Source organism: Leclercia sp. UBA5076 (assembly GCF_002416465.1).
Classification (GTDB): Bacteria; Pseudomonadota; Gammaproteobacteria; order Enterobacterales; family Enterobacteriaceae; genus Enterobacter.
The window spans coordinates 291,928-309,375 of the sequence record NZ_DIAO01000014.1; the positions used below are offsets into that span (position 1 = coordinate 291,928).

The window sequence follows — 17,448 nt, forward strand, 5'->3', positions numbered from 1 at the left end:
TTTCTTGTTTAGCTATTGCATTTTCGTCATCTTTTAGCCATGAAAAAATGAAAGGCTCATGTTAAAACAGAGATAAAGGGATAGCTATGCTCAGAGTTTCCTGCCCCTCTTGCGTTATTAATCCCTTGCGTTCGGGACGATATTTATTAATGGTGAGCATGTTATTCCCGACATGGGTATACGCTGAGATGTCGACCTACGACGAGCTTATTATTCAGGCGCGGGATGGTGACCGCCAGCCTTTATTGCAATACCTGGCCGTTCGGGAAAAGGAGACGCAGTTAACAGCGGGAGAGATTGCTGACTGGCTTCAGGTTTCCTCATGGGCTAATAATGATGCGGAGACGCTGGCGGTATGGGAGCGTTATCGCCAACACATGGCCATCCCTGCCAGAGGGCAGGTCGCTGCCGCCCGCGCGCTGCGTAACCAAAAGCAGTGGAATGCCTCGCTGGCCGTCTGGGAAAGCGTTCTGCAAGATGAACCCGGCAATAGCGACGCCCGCACCGGCTGGATAATGACGCTCGCAGATGCCCATCGCAACGAGCAGGCCGTCACCGAAGCCCGGCGCTGGGCAGACGAGGAGCCGGGGCCAGAGAGAGAGGCCCTGCTGGCTTATGTTTATCATGCTCAGGGGAAAAACTGGGATTCTGTACTGGCGGCCAGCCACCTCGATACCGATTCAGACCGCAACAAAAACGTGGTGCCCACGCTGTTGGCTGCGATGTCGGCCAGCCGCATTGCGGGCCCTGCGCTGACCCTTTCAGAGCGCTTTCCGCAGCCTGATGCCATTAAACGTCAACTTGAACTGGATGCGGCGGCGCAAACCGTCCGCGCTGCGTTCACGCCCACCCGCAATGAAGATGAACGATTTCTGGTGGCAGATAAAGCCCTGGCTCGCTATGACGCGCTGATTGCCGCATGGGAACACCTTCCCGAGGCGCAAGCTGATGTGCGACGCGCCAGAATTGACCGGCTGGGGGCGCTGGTTATTCGTAAACGCATGGCGGAAGCGATCGCCGAATTTGAATCGCTTGAGGCGAACGGAACGCCCGTGCCTGACTACGCCAGAAGATGGGTCGCTTCTGCCTATCTTGCGCAGAAGCAGCCGGACAAAGCCGAGTCGCTGCTTGAAAGCATCTATTTTCCGCGTGGCTCGACCCTGGCATCCACGCCGCTGACTATGGACGATCAGCAGGAACTGCTCTATGCCCGTCTCGATAACAACCATTTCGACGAAGCGAAGCAGCAACTGGATGACTACAGCAAAGAGAGCCCTTACCTGCGAAAGATCTATGGCTCTCCTACGCCGCAGCCCAATGACAACTGGCTGCTGGCCAGAACCTTACAAACCGAATATCTGGTGGCCGTTAATGATTTGCCCGCAGCCGAGAAGCATGCGGAGCGGTTGGCGCGCACAGGATCGGGTAACCAGGCACTGCGTATTGCCTATGCCTCAGTGCTGCTGGCGAGAGGATTACCGCGTGCCGCAGAGGGCGAACTTAAGCTTGCTGAAGTCATTGAACCCAGCAACCTGGCGCTGGAAAGGCAGCAGGCATGGACGGCCATGGAGCTACAGGAGTGGCAACAGGCCGAGGAACTCACAAAAGATGTGGTCAGCCGTAGCCCGGATGATGCCGCCACGTTGCAGCTTGAACGACTGATGGCGGTGCATAACAAAGCGGAACTGCGGATAGCCGGATCTCAGGGCATCTCATCCGACAATCCGGTCAGTGGCAAAGATGATTTTACCCTCAACACTGCGCTTTATAGCCCGCCTGTTAACCAGAACTGGCGGCTGTTTACCGGCTACAACTTTGCCCGCGGCGAGTTTGAGGAGGGGAAGGGAATAAGCCGGGACCTGCTGGCGGGCGTGGAATGGACCTCAAGGAATAGCTGGGCCGAAATGGAGATCTCCGGGCGCAACGATAACACCGATCAGAAAATCGGCGGACGCCTCTCCGGCTGGTACGATTTCAGCGACAGCTGGCGGGTCGGAGGCTCGGCGGAGCGGTTATCCCGTAACACGCCGCTGCGTGCCCTGCGCAATGGGGTAAACGCCAACGGTGGCGATCTGTGGTTACGCTGGTATCAGAACGAACGACGGGAATATCAACTTTCCCTTTTCGGTGCCCATTTCACCGACGGCAACGATCGCCTGGAGTATGGCATCAGCGGTAAAGAACGCCTCTGGACGTCGCCACGTTTTACGCTGGATTTTATCCCTGGCATCGGCGGCAGCCACAACAGCAAAGAAGATGTGCCTTATTACAACCCCAAACGCGATCTTTCGGCAGTGGCAGGGCTGCGTGCCGAACAGGTGCTGTACCGCCATTACGACACGGTCTGGAAGCAGCAGTTTGAAGCGGGGGCGGGCAGTTACTGGCAAAAAGGGTACAGCGCTGGGGCCATCAATCAGTTTGGTTACGGGCAACGTATTCAATGGAATAACGTAGTGGATGCCGGGGTGAAACTGACCTGGGATAAGCGTCCTTACGACGGGAAGCGGGAGCGCAATATTGCCCTCGCATTTGATCTGAATGTCAGGTTTTAAGGGCGCATCATGATGAAACGATGGCTTCTCGCCGCGAGGGTAATCGTCGGGTGGATGATGATGAGCATGTGTGCACTGGCCGCGGCACCACGTTATCTTCCTCCCGCCGAACGGCCGGCGCTCTATGCGGACCAGCCCTGGCCCAAAAACAGCTTTCTTGTGCTGGCCTGGCACGACGTGGAGGACGGCGCCGCCGATCAGCGCTATCTCTCCGTGCGCACCAGCGCCCTGAACGATCAGTTTGCCTGGCTGCATGATAACGGCTACCACCCGATTAGCGTGCAGCAGGTGCTGGATGCCCATGCAGGAAAAAGCACCTTGCCGGAAAAGGCGGTGATGCTGACCTTTGATGATGGATACAGTAGCTTCTCGACGCGCGTTCTGCCGCTGCTTCGGTTGTTCAGATGGCCTGCTTTGTGGGCGCCAGTCGGCAGTTGGGTGGATGCACCGGAACATTCGCTGGTGGATTTTGGCGGACTCAAGACGCCGCGGGAAAAATTTGCCACCTGGAAGATGGTACGCGAGGCGAGCGAGTCGGGGCTCGTGGAAGTGGGTGCGCACACCTGGGCATCCCATTACGGTCATCAGGCCAATCCGCAAGGCAGTCAGGAGCCCGCAGTCGCTAACCGTTTCTACGATAAAACCCGCGGGCAGTACGAAACGGATGCGCAGTTTGAAAAGCGTATAAATGCCGACCTGGCGCGTATTACGGGCAAAATCAAAGAGGTCACCGGGAAAGCGCCGCGCGCCTGGGTCTGGCCCTACGGTGCGGCGAGCGGAACAACGCTGAAGCTTGCGCATCAGCAGGGCTACCAGATGGCTTTCACCCTAAACCAGGGGCTGGCGAATGCCGCCAGGCTGGAAGACGTTCCCCGGGTGCTGATTTCCAACAACCCTTCGCTGCGTAGCTTCGCCAGCCAGATAGCTCAGGTCAGAGAACCTGAAAACATGCGGGTTATGCATGTCGATCTCGACTATGTCTACGACAAAAACCAGGCTCAACAGCGTAAAAATATCGATCTGCTCATCCAGCGTGTTTTCGATATGAAGATCACCCATGTCTTCTTACAGGCCTATGCCGATCCGAAAGGGGACGGCAACGTCAATGCGCTCTATTTTCGCAGTCGCTGGCTACCGATGCGGGCGGATCTGTTTAACTTCGTCTCCTGGCAGTTACAGACCCGTGCCGGGGTGAAGGTTTACGCATGGATGCCGGTACTGGCGTTTGGGTTAGACCCCTCGGTGCCTCGCGTGGCGGCATGGTCGCCAGACAACGGACGCATTGCGCCAGATAACCAGCATTATTTGCGCTTATCACCCTGGAATGCGGTTGCCCGGCAGAGAATCAACGACATCTACGAAGACCTGGCGCGCCATGCCAACTTCAACGGCATCCTGTTCCATGATGACGCTTTTTTAACCGACTTTGAGGATGCCTCCCCGGATGCGCTCAAAGCCTATCGTGCAGCAGGCTTCCCGGATAACCTCGCGGAGATACGCGCCAATCCGCAACTGCTGGCGCGCTGGACGCGCTTTAAAAGTCGCGCCCTGATTGATTTTACCCGACAGCTCACGCAAACCGTGCGTGCCGTGCGCGGCCCGCAGATCAAAACTGCCCGCAACATTTACGCCATGCCGGTACTGGATCCGCAGAGCGAAACCTGGTTTGCGCAGAATCTGAATGATTTTCTCAGCACCTACGACTGGACAGCGCCGATGGCGATGCCGCTGATGGAAAATGTCCCGGTCAACGAGGCCAATGCCTGGCTGGACAGACTCGTCGGGCAGGTCGCCCGTTTCCCTGGCGCGCTGGATAAAACGGTCTTTGAACTTCAGGCGCGGGACTGGCGTAAGGGGGCAGGGCAGGACGCTATTAGCGGTGAAATGCTTAACGGGTGGATGCGACAGCTCAAGATGAGCGGTGCCGGAAACTATGGCTACTACCCGGACGATTTCATTAACGATCAACCCCGGATGGCAGAGATCCGTTCTGCTTTTTCCTCTTACTGGTATCCGCAAAAATGACCGATCGCCTCATCGCCTTCCTGATCCTTTGCCTGATGTTCAGTTTTCCGCTCGGCGTGGCGGTGATTTTTACCGGTGAAGTGATCCTTAATTTCGTCTTTTTCTGGCCGCTGTTTATGTCGGCCCTCTGGATAAGCGGTGGGCTTTATTTCTGGCTTCACCGCGAGCGCCACTGGCCGTGGGGGCCGGGCACACCGCCCCCTACACTCGCAGGCAATCCGCTGATTTCCATTCTTGTGCCCTGCTTTAACGAAGGGCTGAATGCACGCGAGACTATTGAAGCGGCGCTGGCGCAGCGTTATGAAAATATAGAAGTGATTGCTATCAATGACGGTTCTATAGACAACACCGCGACCGTGCTGGACCAGTTAGCGAGTAAATATTCGCGGCTGCGGGTGATTCATCTGGCGGAAAATCAGGGCAAAGCGGTCGCCCTGCAGGCAGGTGCCGCGGCGGCGCGCAGTGACTTTCTGGTGTGTATTGATGGTGATGCGCTGCTGGACAGAGATGCGGCGGTGTATATGGTCGCACCGCTGCTCAATTACCCTCGCGTGGGGGCCGTGACCGGTAATCCGCGTATCCGTACCCGTTCAACGCTGATTGGGCGAGTCCAGGTGGGGGAATTTTCATCTATCATCGGCCTCATCAAGCGTACCCAACGCGTCTATGGTCAGGTCTTTACCGTTTCCGGTGTCATTGCCGCTTTTCGCCGTCGCGCCCTGGCAGAGGTGGGGTACTGGAGCCCGGATATGATCACGGAAGATATTGATATCAGCTGGAAGTTACAGCTGCGCCATTGGTCAATTTTCTTCGAACCTCGGGCGCTGTGTTGGATTTTGATGCCCGAGACGCTGAAGGGGCTCTGGAAACAGCGTCTGCGTTGGGCGCAGGGGGGCGCGGAGGTGTTTATTGTCAATATGCGTCGCTTGTGGAGCTGGGAGTACCGGCGCATGTGGCCTCTGTTTCTTGAGTTTTGTATGTCAACCGCATGGGCCTTTGCCTATGCCGTCAGCATCCTGCTGTTTCTCATCGGGCTGCTTATTCCGATGCCCGATTCTTTATATGTTCAGCACCTTTTCCCACCGGCTTTTACTGGCCTGATGCTGGGCGTGGTCTGTCTGTTGCAGTTCGCGGTCAGTCTGTTTATTGAACGACGCTACGAGAAAGGTATTGCGGCGTCACTGTTCTGGGTTATCTGGTTTCCGGTGGTGTACTGGATGTTGAGCCTGTTCACTACGCTTGTGGCTTTCCCGAAAGTGATGCTGCGCCGTAAACGCAGCAGAGCGCGTTGGGTGAGTCCCGATCGCGGTATTGGGAGATTAAAACCATGATCCAACCATTAATTTTTACTGAACAACGGCTGTTTCCACGCGCGCTCGATTTGCTGTTAACGATCGTTGCCTGGCTGGGGTTTAGCTGGCTGATTTACAGTGGTCTGATAAGCGCGATTGAACATGATCCGTTTATGGGGACCAGGCCGTTCTACACCACGCTCAGTACGTTGAGTATCTACCTGCTGGTGGCCTGTCTTATCGATCTGGCGCTGATCGCCTGGGCAAAATATAACCAGCTGCGCTTTCGTGTTGAACGTCGTAAGCGCCGGCCTGGACTTGAGCGCCATGAAGTGGCGGCAAGTTTCAATATCACTCCTGAACTGGCGCTAATGATGAACCAGGCCCAGGTTTTTACCCTCGCCCATTATGATACGGGGGCAATAGACCGCGTGTGGATGGCGAAAATTCTTGCTGACGTGCGAAGCGAGTAACGAAAAACCGTGCCCCGTCTGGCGTATCACCAGACGGGGCATTTTTACCGCCGCACCCGGGCAACCGTCTCCTGCCAGGCCTGCCAGCGGGTCTGTAGCCGGGCGTGACGCGCCATGTCCGGCGTAAAGGTGACATGCTCCGGCAGATACTGGCGCAGCTGGGCGGTGGTCAGGTTAAACAGCGCCTTACGCGCCAGCAGTGCCGCCCCCATCGCTGAAAGTTCCGCCACGTCGCTGCGCATCACCGGGCAGCCGAGAAGGTCCGCCTGGTACTGCATCAGCCAGTCGTTTTTTGTCGGCCCGCCGTCCACCATCAGCGCGTTCAGGGTAAAGCCCGGATGGGCGCGCATCGCCTGCACCACGTCGGCAATCTGATAGGCGATCGACTCCAGCGCCGCGCGGATCAGGTGCGCCCGCTTCACGCCGCGGCTCAGGCCGTGGATCATCCCGCGGGCATTCTCATCCCACCAGGGGGCGCCAAGGCCGGTCAGCGCCGGCACAAAATAGACGCCGAGCGTGGAGTCTACCGAGCGGGGGAGGGTGTTGAGCTCATGGATAAGCTCCGCCTGCGACAGCTCGCTTAGCCCGGTGCTGTCCGCCATCCATGCCACCGCGTCGCCGGTGTGGGGGATATTCCCCTCCAGCCCGTAGACCAGCGTCTCGCCGTCGTGCCAGGCCACGGTGGTGGCCAGGGCTCTCACCTCGCTGCGGGCGGAGGCCACCGGCGCCATCACCGACGAGCCGGTGCCGTAGGTCGCCTTCACGCAGCCTTCCGCCCCCAGACCGTGGGCAAAGAGCGCGGCGTGAGAGTCACCGATCATCGCCATCACCGGCAGTCCGTCCGGAATAGAGGGGCCGCCGCGGGTGTAACCAAACAGACCGCTGGAGGGTTTAATCTCCGGCAGGGCCGCGCGGGGGATGCCAAACAGCGCCAGCATCTGCGGGTCCCAGTCGGCGCTGTGCAGGCTCATCAGTTGGGTGCGGGCAGCGTTGGCGTAGTCGCAGCTAAACGCCTGCCCCTGGGTCAGGTTCCACAGCAGCCAGCTGTCAACGGTGCCGAGGCAGAGCTCACCCCGGGCGGCACGCGCTGCGCCGTCGGGGATGTTATCCAGCAGCCAGCGCATTTTGGAGGCAGAAAACAGCGGCGCGATGGGCAGGCCCGTGGCCGCTCTAATCTCCGGGCCGTGGCCCTGCTCACGCAGCTGGTGGCAAAAGGCCGCGGTGCGGGAACATTGCCAGCTCAGCGCCGGGGCAATGGGTTTGCCCGTTGCCCGCTCCCAGCCCACCACGGTTTCACGCTGATTGCTGATCGCCAGCGCCGCCACTCTCTCTACCCCGACGGTGGCCAATGCGCGGGCCACCACCTCCAGAGAGGCCTCCACCAGCAGGTTGGCGGATTGTTCAACCCAGCCTTCGTGGGGCGTCTGGATTGCCAGCGCCCGGGAGAAGCTCGCCACCACATGCCCGCTGGCATCCAGCGCCACCGCTTTGGCATTGGTGGTGCCCTCGTCGAGGGCGATGATAATGTCCTTGTTCACCGACATAGCGGCCTCCAGCCTTAACGATGAAGGTAAGTTGAGACGCCAAGGTAGCGGGTAAAGGCTTCATACAGGATCTCCGCGCTGGCGGAGTGGTTCATCGCCACATGATGCTCAAAACCGTTGCGGCAGATCCAGTTCAGCAGGTTCTCCAGATGCGGCACCTGGATCACCGCCCGGCAGCCCACCGTGTCGAGCGGATCGTCCACCGACTGGCCCTGGCCCACGTAGGCTTTAATTTCCCCGGTCAGATCGTCGGTGCTCAGGCGGAAGTAGGTCAGCGGCCCGCTTTTCAGACGACCATGCACCGCGCCGCAGGTGTTCTCTTTCCCGACCGTGGTGCCGATGATGTCGGCGGTGCCCATATGCGGGGATTCAAGGCTTTCGGCGGCGAAGTTACCGCAGTGGAACAGCACGCACTTGTCGCGCTCGTCGCCGAAGTTATTGTTCCAGTCGGCAATGGAGGCCGGGTTCATATTGCTGCTGGCCAGGGCGTACATAGAGAGGGCGCCCATCACGTCCACCTCGCAGGCGCTCGGCATCAATTGCCCGGACATGACGCTCATGATCGAGCAGACGTTAATGCCGAGGTTCTCCTGCAGCGAGGTCCAGCACTGGATGGCGGTAGTGTCGATGTCGTTGGCGACCACCCACTCGCTGATCACCACAAACAGCTTCGCCATGGTCACCAGCTTGTCGGCCGGAATACGGCTGGCGTCGGCGTTATCGATCAGGATCCGCCGTTTTTCATCCACGCGGATGTCATCGTCGCGCAGGGTTTTGATCCGGGTAAAGACTTCTGACAGGTCGAGCGTCTCCACGGCGATGCCGAGGCGTTCGAGCAATTTTTCGCTGTAGCGCACGGTGTTAAAGCCCGCCGGACGGGCACCGATTGCCCCCACGCGCACGCCGCGCATGCTGCTCACCACGCGGCAGACCTGTTCGAAACGCTGCAGATCCTGCGCAAACACCTCACCGTTGAGGGCGCAGACGTGCTGGGTGGTCAGGGTAAAAGGAATGCCGTACTGACGCAGGTTGTTGCACAGGGAGATCTTGCCGCAGAAACTGTCGCGGCGGGTTGCCAGCCCCATTTTATCGAGGTTGTCCTCCTCGGCCTGCACCAGCACCGGCACGTTCAGGCCGGAAAGACGCAGGGTCTCGGCGATGGCTTTTTCATCGCCAAAGTTAGGCAGCAGCACCACCACGCCGTGAATGCTGTCGCGGTGGGCGCGAAACAGCTCGGCGCAGGCTTTCGCATCCTGACGGGTCTCCACGCCGCCGAGTTCGGTCTGGCTGGGATCGAGCATAATGGTGTTAATACCCAGACGGCCAAAGAGGGCGATCGCCTGCTCGCGCGCTTCCGCTACCAGATAGCTCGGGAAGAACCCCCGGTTGCCGATGACCACGCCCATTGTCAGTTGTTGAGGAATTCGGGACATTGCTTTTCTCTCCAGTAAGATGTTGTTGTTATTTTCAGCAAACCTGTCGCGTCAGCATTTCCCGGGCGTGCTTCACCACCCCGGCGACATCAATCTCGTGGCGTGCCCGCGTTGACGCTCTGTCGGCAGCAATCGCGTATTGTCCATCCGGGATCCCCAGCCGTTTCAGCGGCACGGCGCATCCCGCTTCGGCCAGCACTTCCGCCACCAGGCTGCCGACGCCGCCGTTGACGTTATGCTCCTCGACGCTTACCACTGCCCTGCACGGGGCAAGGGCGGCCAGCAGCTGTTGGGTATCACAGGGACGAATAGATGGAATGCTGATAACAGTGGCGTCAATACCTTCTTCCGCGAGTTGTGCAGCAGCTTCCACAATTTCATGTACCGTCGAGCCCATCGCCACCAGCGCCACGTCAGGGCCTGCGCGCAGGACGTCAATCTTGCCCGGCGTAAAACGGTAGCTGTCGTCATGCAGTTCCGGCAGGTTTTTCCCGTCGAGACGGATATAGACCGGGCCCACATGATCGAGGGCGTAATCGATGATCTGGCGGCACTCGTTCGGGCTCGACGGGGCGTAAATTTCGATATTGCCGAAGCCGCGCATGATGGCGATATCGTCGATGCTGTGGTGGGTGCTGGCGAGCGGGCCGTAGCTGGCCCCCGCGTTCAGGCCGAACAGCTTGACGTTGGTGTTGTTGTAGCAAATGTCGACTTTGATCTGCTCGTTAGCCCGCGAGATCAAAAATGGCGCGGCGTTGCAGGTGACGGCGATCTTGCCGCCGATTGCCAGACCGGCAGCGGCGCCCACCAGCGTCTGCTCAGCGATGCCGACGTTGACCAGGCGGCCCGGAAAACGCTGCATAAAGGGGGCAATTTTCGCCGTGGAGGTGGAGTCCGCCACCACCGGCACCAGGTCCACGCCGCGTTCAACGGCGTCAATAAAGGCATTCACCATCACCGTGGCGAGGTGTTCGCTATTACTCATCTTTCAGTTCCTCCAGCGCCAGTTCAATCTCTTCCCCTTTCGGCACCCGGTGGTGCCATTCAGGCCGTCCCTGAATAAACGAAATTCCCGCGCCCTTGGTGGTGTGGGCGATCACCACATGGGGTTTGCCGTTGGGTTTCAGCCCTTCCAGGGTGGCGACCACGTCCGCCATGTCGTTACCGTTGCAGGTGGTCACCTCCAGGCCGAACGCTTTCCATTTCTCATCCAGCGGATCGGTATTGAGGATCTCTTTGGTGGAGCCCGCCAGCTGGAGGTTGTTTTTGTCGTTGATAATGAACAGGTTATCCAGCTGATAGTGGGCAGCGACCAGCGCGGCCTCCCAGTTGCTGCCTTCCGCCAGCTCCCCGTCACCGGTCACCACAAACACCCGGCGCGCGCTGTTGTTGCGTTTTGCCGCCAGGGCGATCCCCACGGCCACTGGCAGACCATGCCCCAGCGCGCCGGTATTCAGCTCAATCCCCGGCGTTTTATGTTTCACTGGATGGCCCGGCAGGTGAGAGTCGGCATGCTGATAGGTGGCGAGCCACTCAACGGGGATAAACCCGGCCTCGGCCAGCACGCAGTAATAGCCGCCCACCGCGTGGCCCTTCGACTGGATATAGATATCGCGTTCATCGCTATCCTGAAGCGCCGGGGAGCAGTTCAGAATGCGGAAGTAGAGGGCGGTGAGCAGTTCGACCTGCGACAGATCGGCCCCGGTGTGGCCTCCCGCCGGGCTTTCGGCATTCAGCACGATGATCCGGCGACGAATCGAGCGCGCCCGGGTTTCAAGCTCCGCGATGGAGAGCGAAAACGGATTCATAACATACCTCCTGAATTTATAATCTGTTGTGAATAATTATTCCAGCCGGGTAAGTTATTTCCCTGTTCTCTCTGTCAGAGCAGGGATTTATAACCGCTTTGAATATATATTCAATGCTGATTTATTATTCATGTAATGTAAGGTATGCCCAGTCAGGAGGTTTGTCTACGGTTTGAGCGGGCAAATTTCGAAGAAAGGAGAAAAGGATCACATTTGCCTGGCGGATCGGGTGGGCGCTTGCTTGTTAAATATTCAGTGATGAATAAAAATAACGACAGCCGATTAAGGGGAACGTTATGTCGAAACAGGATGAACAGCGATTGCTGGTGAAGATCGCCACACTTTACTACAGCGAGAATAAAAAGCAGTCCGAGATTGCCTCGCTGCTGCACCTCTCACAATCCTTCGTGTCGCGAGCGCTGACGCGTTGCCAGAAAGAGGGGCTGGTCAAAATTACCGTCGTTCAGCCTACCAATATTTTTGTCTCGCTGGAAAAGGCGCTGGAGGAGCAGTACGGCATCCGCCAGGCCATCGTGGTGGACGTGGGCGAGAGCCCGTCCAGTGCCCAGATCAAGCACGCCATCGGCAGCGCGGCGGCGCACTATGTCGAAACCCGCCTGCGTCCGGAAGACCTGGTGGGGATCTCCTCCTGGAGCAGCACCATCCGCTGCATGGTGGATGAGATGCACCCGCAGAATATCCGCGCCGCGGGGGTGATCCAGCTCCTTGGCGGCGTAGGTCCCAACGGCAACGTGCAGGCGACCATCCTCACCCAGCAGCTGGCGGCACACCTTGGCTGCCCGGCGTGGCTGTTGCCGTCGCAAAGTATTGAGCACTCGGTAGAGGAGCGCGCCCGGCTGGTGAGCAGCCCGGACGTGGCGGCGGTGGTAAGCAAATTTGCCGAAGTGGATGTGGCGATCGTCGGCATCGGCGAGCTGGAGCCGTCGCAGCTGCTGAAGAACTCCGGCAACTACTACAACGAAGAGATGCTCAAACTGCTGGCCGAACGCGGGGCGGTAGGGGATATCTGCCTGCATTACTACGATGCGAAAGGCGAGCCGGTGCTGAGTGCCGAAGAAGATCCGGTGATTGGTATGGAGCTGGCGCAGATCCGCGCCTGCCCGCAGGTAATCGCCCTGGCGGGCGGGGAAGAGAAACGCAACGCCATTCGCGGGGCGCTGGAAGGGAAGTATATCGACGTGTTAATCACCGATTACCCGACGGCGCGGAGTTTATTGAAGACATCGTAAGCAGTGCATTTTGCCCGGCGGCGGCTTCGCCTTGCACGGGCCTACATGTTGTGCCGTTGTAGGCCGGGTAAGCGTAGCGCCACCCGGCATAAACCCCGCACAATGTCGCTACTTTCCTTCCATCACCGCCTTCTGCGCCACCACCGCCGCTTTCTGCTGCATCCGGTTTTGCATCTGGTCGATAATCACCGCCACGATAATCACAATCCCTTTGATCACCATCTGCCAGAACTCGCTCACCCCCATCATCACCAGGCCGTCGGCCAAAAAGCCGATGACGAAGGCGCCGATCAGGGTGCCGAGAATGGTGCCGCGGCCGCCAGCAAGCGAGGTGCCGCCCAGCACCACCGCGGCGATGGCGTTCATCTCAAAGGCGGTGCCGTTGGCCGGATGGCTGGCTAACAGCTGGGCGGAAACCACAATCCCGGCGATGGCAGCGCAGAACCCCGACAGGGTATAGACCAGCACTTTCACCTGCTTGACCCGCACCCCGGAGAGTTCTGCGGCGCGCTCGTTATCGCCGATGGCGTAGACGTGGCGGCCAAAGGGCAGGCGGCGGGCGATGTAGGCGATGACCAGCGCCAGCACGATCATCATCCAGATGGCCCACGGAATGCCGAGGAACGTGCCTGCGCCAATCTCATCAAAGCCGGTATTCCCCAGCTGCGGGTTACCGGAGAGCCCCGGGAAGGTCTGGCCGTCGGAGGTCAGCATCGACGCGCCGCGCAGCACGTACATGGTACCCAGCGTGCAGATAAAGGGCGCGACGTTATAGCGGGTGATGATCCAGCCGTTCACCGCCCCTATCAGTGCGCCGATCAGCAGCACCACGGGCACAATCACCCACACGCTCGGGAAGATGGCGATGCCAAACATCGGCAGCACAATCCCTTTGGTGATCATCCACCCGGCGATCATCCCGCACAGCCCCAGGGTAGCGCCGATGGAGAGGTCGATCCCGGCGGTGATGATCACAAAGGTGATCCCCAGCGCCAGGAAGGCGTTGATGGCGATATGTTTAATCATGATCACCAGGCTGCCGGTGGAGAGAAAGCCCGGCACGGTCATGGTGAAGAAGCCGACAATCAAAAACAGCGCAATGAAGGTGCGCATTTTCAGCAACAGCAGCAGAACATTTTCCCGGGAAAGCGAGGCCCCTTTATGCGGTGCCAGCGCGACAGACTGTGTCGTTTTCATCTTAGAACCCCTGAGCACTTGCGGTTACCAGTGCCGACTCTTCGGCCCGATCGCGAACAATATCGGCGGTCAGTTTGCCGCCGGACATCACCAGAATGCGGTCAGATACCGCCATAATCTCTTTCAAATCCGAGGTGGAGAAGACCACCGCGATCCCCTCCTCAGAGAGCTGCACCATCATGCGGAATACGTCCGCTTTGGCCCCCACGTCGATGCCGCGGGTCGGCTCATCAAGGAAGAGCACCTTCGGGTTGGTCAGCAGCGAGCGGCCAATCACCACCTTTTGCTGGTTGCCGCCGCTGAGCGCCTGGATCTCTACTTCCGGGGTGGAGACCTTAATCGACAGGTTGCCGATGGTGCTGGCGACGACCTGCTGCTCCGCCTTTTGCGCGATGGCAAAGCCGCGCTGCAACCGACGCCAGAGGCTGGCGATGGTCAGGTTGCTGGCCACCGACGAGCCGGGGAAAATGCCGGTGCGTTTGCGGTCTTCCGGCACCAGGCTCATCCCCATGCGGATACGCTCGGCGGTGGTTAAGCGCTGGGGCACCGGTTTACTGTCGAGCCACAGCTTGCCCAGATAGTTGCGCTCGGTGCCGAGCATGCACTCAAAAAGCTCCGTGCGTCCGGCCCCCATCAGGCCGTAGATGCCGACGATCTCCCCGGCTTTGACCTGGAAGCTGACGTCGTTGACCACCGTATTCCCGGCAGCGTTGACGCAGGTGATGTGCTCCGCTTCCAGCACCGGCGCGCCGAAGGTGCGGCCCGGCTCAAGGAAGTTACTCACCGGGTCGCTGCCGAGCATCTCGCGCACAATCCACGGCACGTCGATATCCTGCACCTTCGCTTCGGCCTGGAATTTGCCGTCGCGCAGAATGGTGATCACATCGCCTATCGCCATCAGCTCTTCCAGGCGGTGGGAGATATAGATGATGGAGACCCCCTGACGGGTCAGCTCGCGGATCACCCGAAACAGGATCTCCACCTCGGTTTTACTCAGCGCCGAGGTGGGCTCGTCGAGGATCAGGATGTCGGCATCCTCGGCCAGCGCCTTGGCGATCTCGATCAGCTGCTGCTGTCCCACCTTCAGGTTGCCCACCAGTTCACGCGGGGAGATAGGCTGATCGAGGCGCTTCAGCAGCTCCGCGGTGCGGGCCTCCTGTTCCGCCTCGTTGATCGGCGTTACCCCTTTTTGCAGCTCGCGACCAAGGAAGACGTTCTCCGCCACGTTGAGGTTCTCAAACAGGTTCAGCTCCTGGTGTACCATGCCAATGCCGTGGGCGGCGGCATCCCGGGTACTGGCGAACGAGACCTGTTTGCCGTTGAGCCACATCTCGCCGAGGCTGGGCTGCTGGACGCCTGCGAGGATCTTCATCAGCGTCGATTTCCCGGCGCCGTTCTCGCCGATAATCACGTTCACTTTGCCGCGCCAGACGCGGTAATCGACCTTATCCAGCGCCACGGTGCCGGGAAAGAGCATCGAGATGCCGCGGGTGCTGAGGATAATGTCGTCTGCCGGGGTATCGCTCATCACGGCGTCTCCTGTTTCAGTTCCAGCGCTGCCGCCTCATTCGCCTTGCCGCCCGTCAGGGTGGTGGCGAACAGCACGGTGGCATTTTTGCCGCTCCAGCTGTCGTCAATTTTCGGCAGATGCTTCGCCGCCTCGCGGTTCAGGGCGCGGGAGAGCTGGGCATACTGAACCTGGTTGGTAAATTCATCGAAGCGGAACCCGGCGGCGTCGCGGATGGCGTTACCGCGCATCACCGGACCGCTCTGGATCTCCACCGGCTGGCCGTTCACCGTCATCACCAGCTTCTGCTCACGCGCGTTGCTGGCATCCACGCGCTCCACCTTGCCGGTAAGGCGCACGAAGACGCTCTGCGGTGTGGCTGCGGGCGTGTTCAGCTGGGTGGAGAGGGCGCTGGCGTCCAGGGCATGATTTTTCGCGGCGTCGAGGATCCGCGGCTGCCAGGTTTGTTGCGCGATCTGCTGTGGGGTCTGGTTGTCAAAGCTCGCTTTGGCGTTGGGATCGGCAGGCATGATCGGCTTGCCGTTCTCATCCAGATCCACCACGGTGCAGGCCGTCAGCAACAGGGCGGCTGCGCCTGTCAGCGCGGCGCCCCATTGTGTTAATCGCATACTGCCTCCGCTTATTTGCTGAGGTTAAACAGGTTCAGCTTGCTGGCGTTGGATTCGTCGATGAGCACGCAGTCCATCAGCTGCTTCTCATCTTTTTGCGCTTTGCCGTTTTTCAGGTAGTAGTCGGCCTGCTCAACGGCCATCTGCGCCTGCTGCCAGCCCGGCTGCAGGACGGTGGCTTTGATGTTGCCTTTTTTCAGGATCGAGTCGCGGGTGTAGTCGCTGCCGTCAAAGCCGACCACAATCACGTTGTTCTTCCCGGCGGCCTTCAGGGCGGCTTCGGCGCCCAGCGCCATGGTGTCGTTACCGGAGATCACGCCCACGATATCGGGGTTGGTCTGCAGGATGGCTTCCATACGGGTGAAGGCTTCGGTCTGGCTCCAGTTGGCGGTCTGCTGCGCCACCATTTTCATGTCCGGGTAGTCGTCGATGACGTCGTGATAGCCCTGGGAGCGCACGTGGGCGTTGGTGTCCGACGGACGGCCCAGCAGCTCAACGTATTTCCCTTTGCCGTCCAGCAGCTTGACGAATTTCTCCGCACCGAGCTGCGCCCCCTGATAGTTGTTCGAGACAATCTGCGCTACCGCCACGCCGGTTTTGTTGATTTCACGATCGATCAGGAAGGCAGGGACGCCTGCCGCTTTGGCCTTCTCCAGCGGACCAACGGTGGCATCCGCCCCGGCGTTATCCAGAATGATCGCTTTCGCCTTACGGGCGATGGCGGTCTCAATCAGCTGGTTTTGTTTGTTCACGTCATCGTCGTGCGAGGCGACAAGGGTGGTATAACCCAGCTCCTTTGCTTTCGCCGCCGCGCCGTCGGCTTCAGCCTTGAAGAACGGGTTGTCGTGTGAGGGGGTAATAATCGCAATGAGTCCGTTATCGGCGGCAAACAGGGAACCGGAAGCGGCGATCATTGAGGCCAGTAAAGCGGATTTTACAAAGGTCGTGTTCATTCTTTTTCTCCACATTGAATATTTATTCAATAATGATTTATTATTCATTGTAACGATAAGACTGCCTGATAAAACTGTCTACGGTTCAGGCAGCTAATTTGTTTAAAAGGAGAAAAGGATCACGATCCTGAGCAATTATTCATCACAGATCAGCGTCACCACCGTCGCGTCTTTATGGAGCCAGTGCGCGGTAAATACCTGATTTTGTGTGAAGGGAGAAAGCGGGCGGGTCAGCATTAAGGTCAGCGCGTCGGCGGTCAGGGAGGTGACGCGCGCGCACTCAAACCCCATCCACGCCTGTACCTGAGGGAAGAGCGCTTTGAACAGGCTCTCTTTGGCGCTAAAGGCCAGGGTGAAGGCGAGCGCGAAGGGAAGACCGCAGTCGGCCAGCACGTGGGCTTCCGCAGGATCAAGCACCCCATCCTGAATCTCACGCGCTTCGTTTTCCGCGATAATCGCTTCGCAATCGATCCCCACCAGGCCATTATCGCGACAAATCGCTACCGCCTGCGTGCCGCTGTGGGAGAGGCTGCCCCGCACCCCGGCAGGCCACAGCGGTTCCCCGCTGCTGCCGATGCCGGGAATGGCCTGCCTGTTGAGGGCATGAAAGGCGGCGATGCGCCCGGCCAGATGATCGGCTTTGCGTTTGCGTCCGGCGTCAGAGAGCTGGTGATGGTGCGGCAGCCAGAGCAGATCGGCCTCGGTGAAGGTGGCGGGATCGAAGGTGACGCGGTGAATGGTCTCTCCGGCGAGAAGAAATGTGGCGTGGGTGGTCTGCATATTCT

General features: G+C 59.2%; 14 protein-coding genes. 5 read left to right on the forward strand and 9 right to left on the reverse strand.

Annotated elements, in window-relative coordinates; all coding sequences use genetic code 11:
* The first annotated feature begins 149 nt into the window (after positions 1–149).
* The 4 genes from pgaA to pgaD are packed head-to-tail and all read left to right on the forward strand — an operon-like array spanning position 150 to position 6,342.
* Positions 150–2,552: a poly-beta-1,6 N-acetyl-D-glucosamine export porin PgaA gene (gene pgaA / locus B3X29_RS14760; protein ID WP_236560465.1), complete on the forward strand. Its 2,403-nt coding sequence runs from the start codon at positions 150–152 to the stop codon at positions 2,550–2,552.
* A 9-nt stretch (positions 2,553–2,561) separates the two neighbouring features.
* Positions 2,562–4,577 (forward strand): poly-beta-1,6-N-acetyl-D-glucosamine N-deacetylase PgaB, encoded by a 2,016-nt coding sequence (gene pgaB, locus B3X29_RS14765; protein WP_103178578.1) that lies wholly within the window; start codon positions 2,562–2,564, stop codon positions 4,575–4,577.
* On the forward strand, positions 4,574–5,908 hold the full coding sequence (gene pgaC / locus B3X29_RS14770; RefSeq protein WP_103178579.1) for a poly-beta-1,6-N-acetyl-D-glucosamine synthase: 1,335 nt from the start codon (positions 4,574–4,576) through the stop codon (positions 5,906–5,908). Before pgaB ends, pgaC begins: the two co-directional genes overlap by 4 nt.
* Positions 5,905–6,342 carry a poly-beta-1,6-N-acetyl-D-glucosamine biosynthesis protein PgaD gene (gene pgaD, locus B3X29_RS14775; protein WP_159339756.1) on the forward strand — a complete coding sequence of 146 codons (438 nt, stop codon included), beginning with the start codon at positions 5,905–5,907 and terminating at the stop codon, positions 6,340–6,342. The genes pgaC and pgaD overlap by 4 nt, the downstream gene beginning before the upstream one ends.
* Positions 6,343–6,386: 44 nt before the next feature.
* Here the strand turns inward: pgaD and B3X29_RS14780 are convergent, their stop codons facing one another.
* Genes B3X29_RS14780 through B3X29_RS14795 form a run of 4 tightly spaced genes read right to left on the reverse strand, consistent with a single transcriptional unit; the run spans position 6,387 to position 11,127 of the window.
* The gene (locus B3X29_RS14780) at positions 6,387–7,886 is read right to left on the reverse strand and encodes an FGGY family carbohydrate kinase (protein WP_159339757.1); all 1,500 of its coding nucleotides are present in this window, start codon (positions 7,884–7,886) and stop codon (positions 6,387–6,389) included.
* Positions 7,887–7,900: 14 nt separating this feature from the next.
* Positions 7,901–9,319, reverse strand: coding sequence for an L-fucose/L-arabinose isomerase family protein (locus tag B3X29_RS14785; RefSeq protein WP_159339758.1), 1,419 nt, complete (start codon positions 9,317–9,319; stop codon positions 7,901–7,903).
* Positions 9,320–9,353: 34 nt separating this feature from the next.
* Positions 9,354–10,304, reverse strand: coding sequence for a transketolase family protein (locus B3X29_RS14790; protein WP_159339759.1), 951 nt, complete (start codon positions 10,302–10,304; stop codon positions 9,354–9,356).
* Positions 10,297–11,127, reverse strand: a complete 831-nt coding sequence (locus B3X29_RS14795; RefSeq protein WP_156654046.1) for a transketolase — start codon at positions 11,125–11,127, stop codon at positions 10,297–10,299. Before B3X29_RS14795 ends, B3X29_RS14790 begins: the two co-directional genes overlap by 8 nt.
* Before the next feature lie 296 nt (positions 11,128–11,423).
* Here B3X29_RS14795 and B3X29_RS14800 point away from each other — a divergent pair, with 296 nt between their 5' ends.
* Complete coding sequence (locus tag B3X29_RS14800) at positions 11,424–12,377, forward strand: sugar-binding transcriptional regulator (RefSeq protein ID WP_103178585.1); 954 nt, start codon at positions 11,424–11,426, stop codon at positions 12,375–12,377.
* Positions 12,378–12,485: 108 nt separating this feature from the next.
* On the opposite strand, the gene B3X29_RS14805 is transcribed toward B3X29_RS14800, so the two are convergent.
* The 5 genes from B3X29_RS14805 to entD all read right to left on the reverse strand — a co-directional run bounded on the left by B3X29_RS14805 (position 12,486) and on the right by entD (position 17,443).
* Positions 12,486–13,574 carry an ABC transporter permease gene (locus tag B3X29_RS14805; RefSeq protein WP_159339760.1) on the reverse strand — a complete coding sequence of 363 codons (1,089 nt, stop codon included), beginning with the start codon at positions 13,572–13,574 and terminating at the stop codon, positions 12,486–12,488.
* A gap of 1 nt (position 13,575) precedes the next feature.
* Positions 13,576–15,102 (reverse strand): sugar ABC transporter ATP-binding protein, encoded by a 1,527-nt coding sequence (locus tag B3X29_RS14810; protein ID WP_180210766.1) that lies wholly within the window; start codon positions 15,100–15,102, stop codon positions 13,576–13,578.
* Positions 15,102–15,710 carry a DUF2291 family protein gene (locus B3X29_RS14815; RefSeq protein ID WP_103178587.1) on the reverse strand — a complete coding sequence of 203 codons (609 nt, stop codon included), beginning with the start codon at positions 15,708–15,710 and terminating at the stop codon, positions 15,102–15,104. The genes B3X29_RS14810 and B3X29_RS14815 overlap by 1 nt, the downstream gene beginning before the upstream one ends.
* Positions 15,711–15,721: 11 nt before the next feature.
* Positions 15,722–16,663: a D-ribose ABC transporter substrate-binding protein gene (locus B3X29_RS14820; RefSeq protein ID WP_159339761.1), complete on the reverse strand. Its 942-nt coding sequence runs from the start codon at positions 16,661–16,663 to the stop codon at positions 15,722–15,724.
* Between the two features lie 135 nt (positions 16,664–16,798).
* On the reverse strand, positions 16,799–17,443 hold the full coding sequence (gene entD / locus B3X29_RS14825) for an enterobactin synthase subunit EntD (protein WP_159339762.1): 645 nt from the start codon (positions 17,441–17,443) through the stop codon (positions 16,799–16,801).
* Between the last annotated feature and the right edge of the window lie 5 nt (positions 17,444–17,448).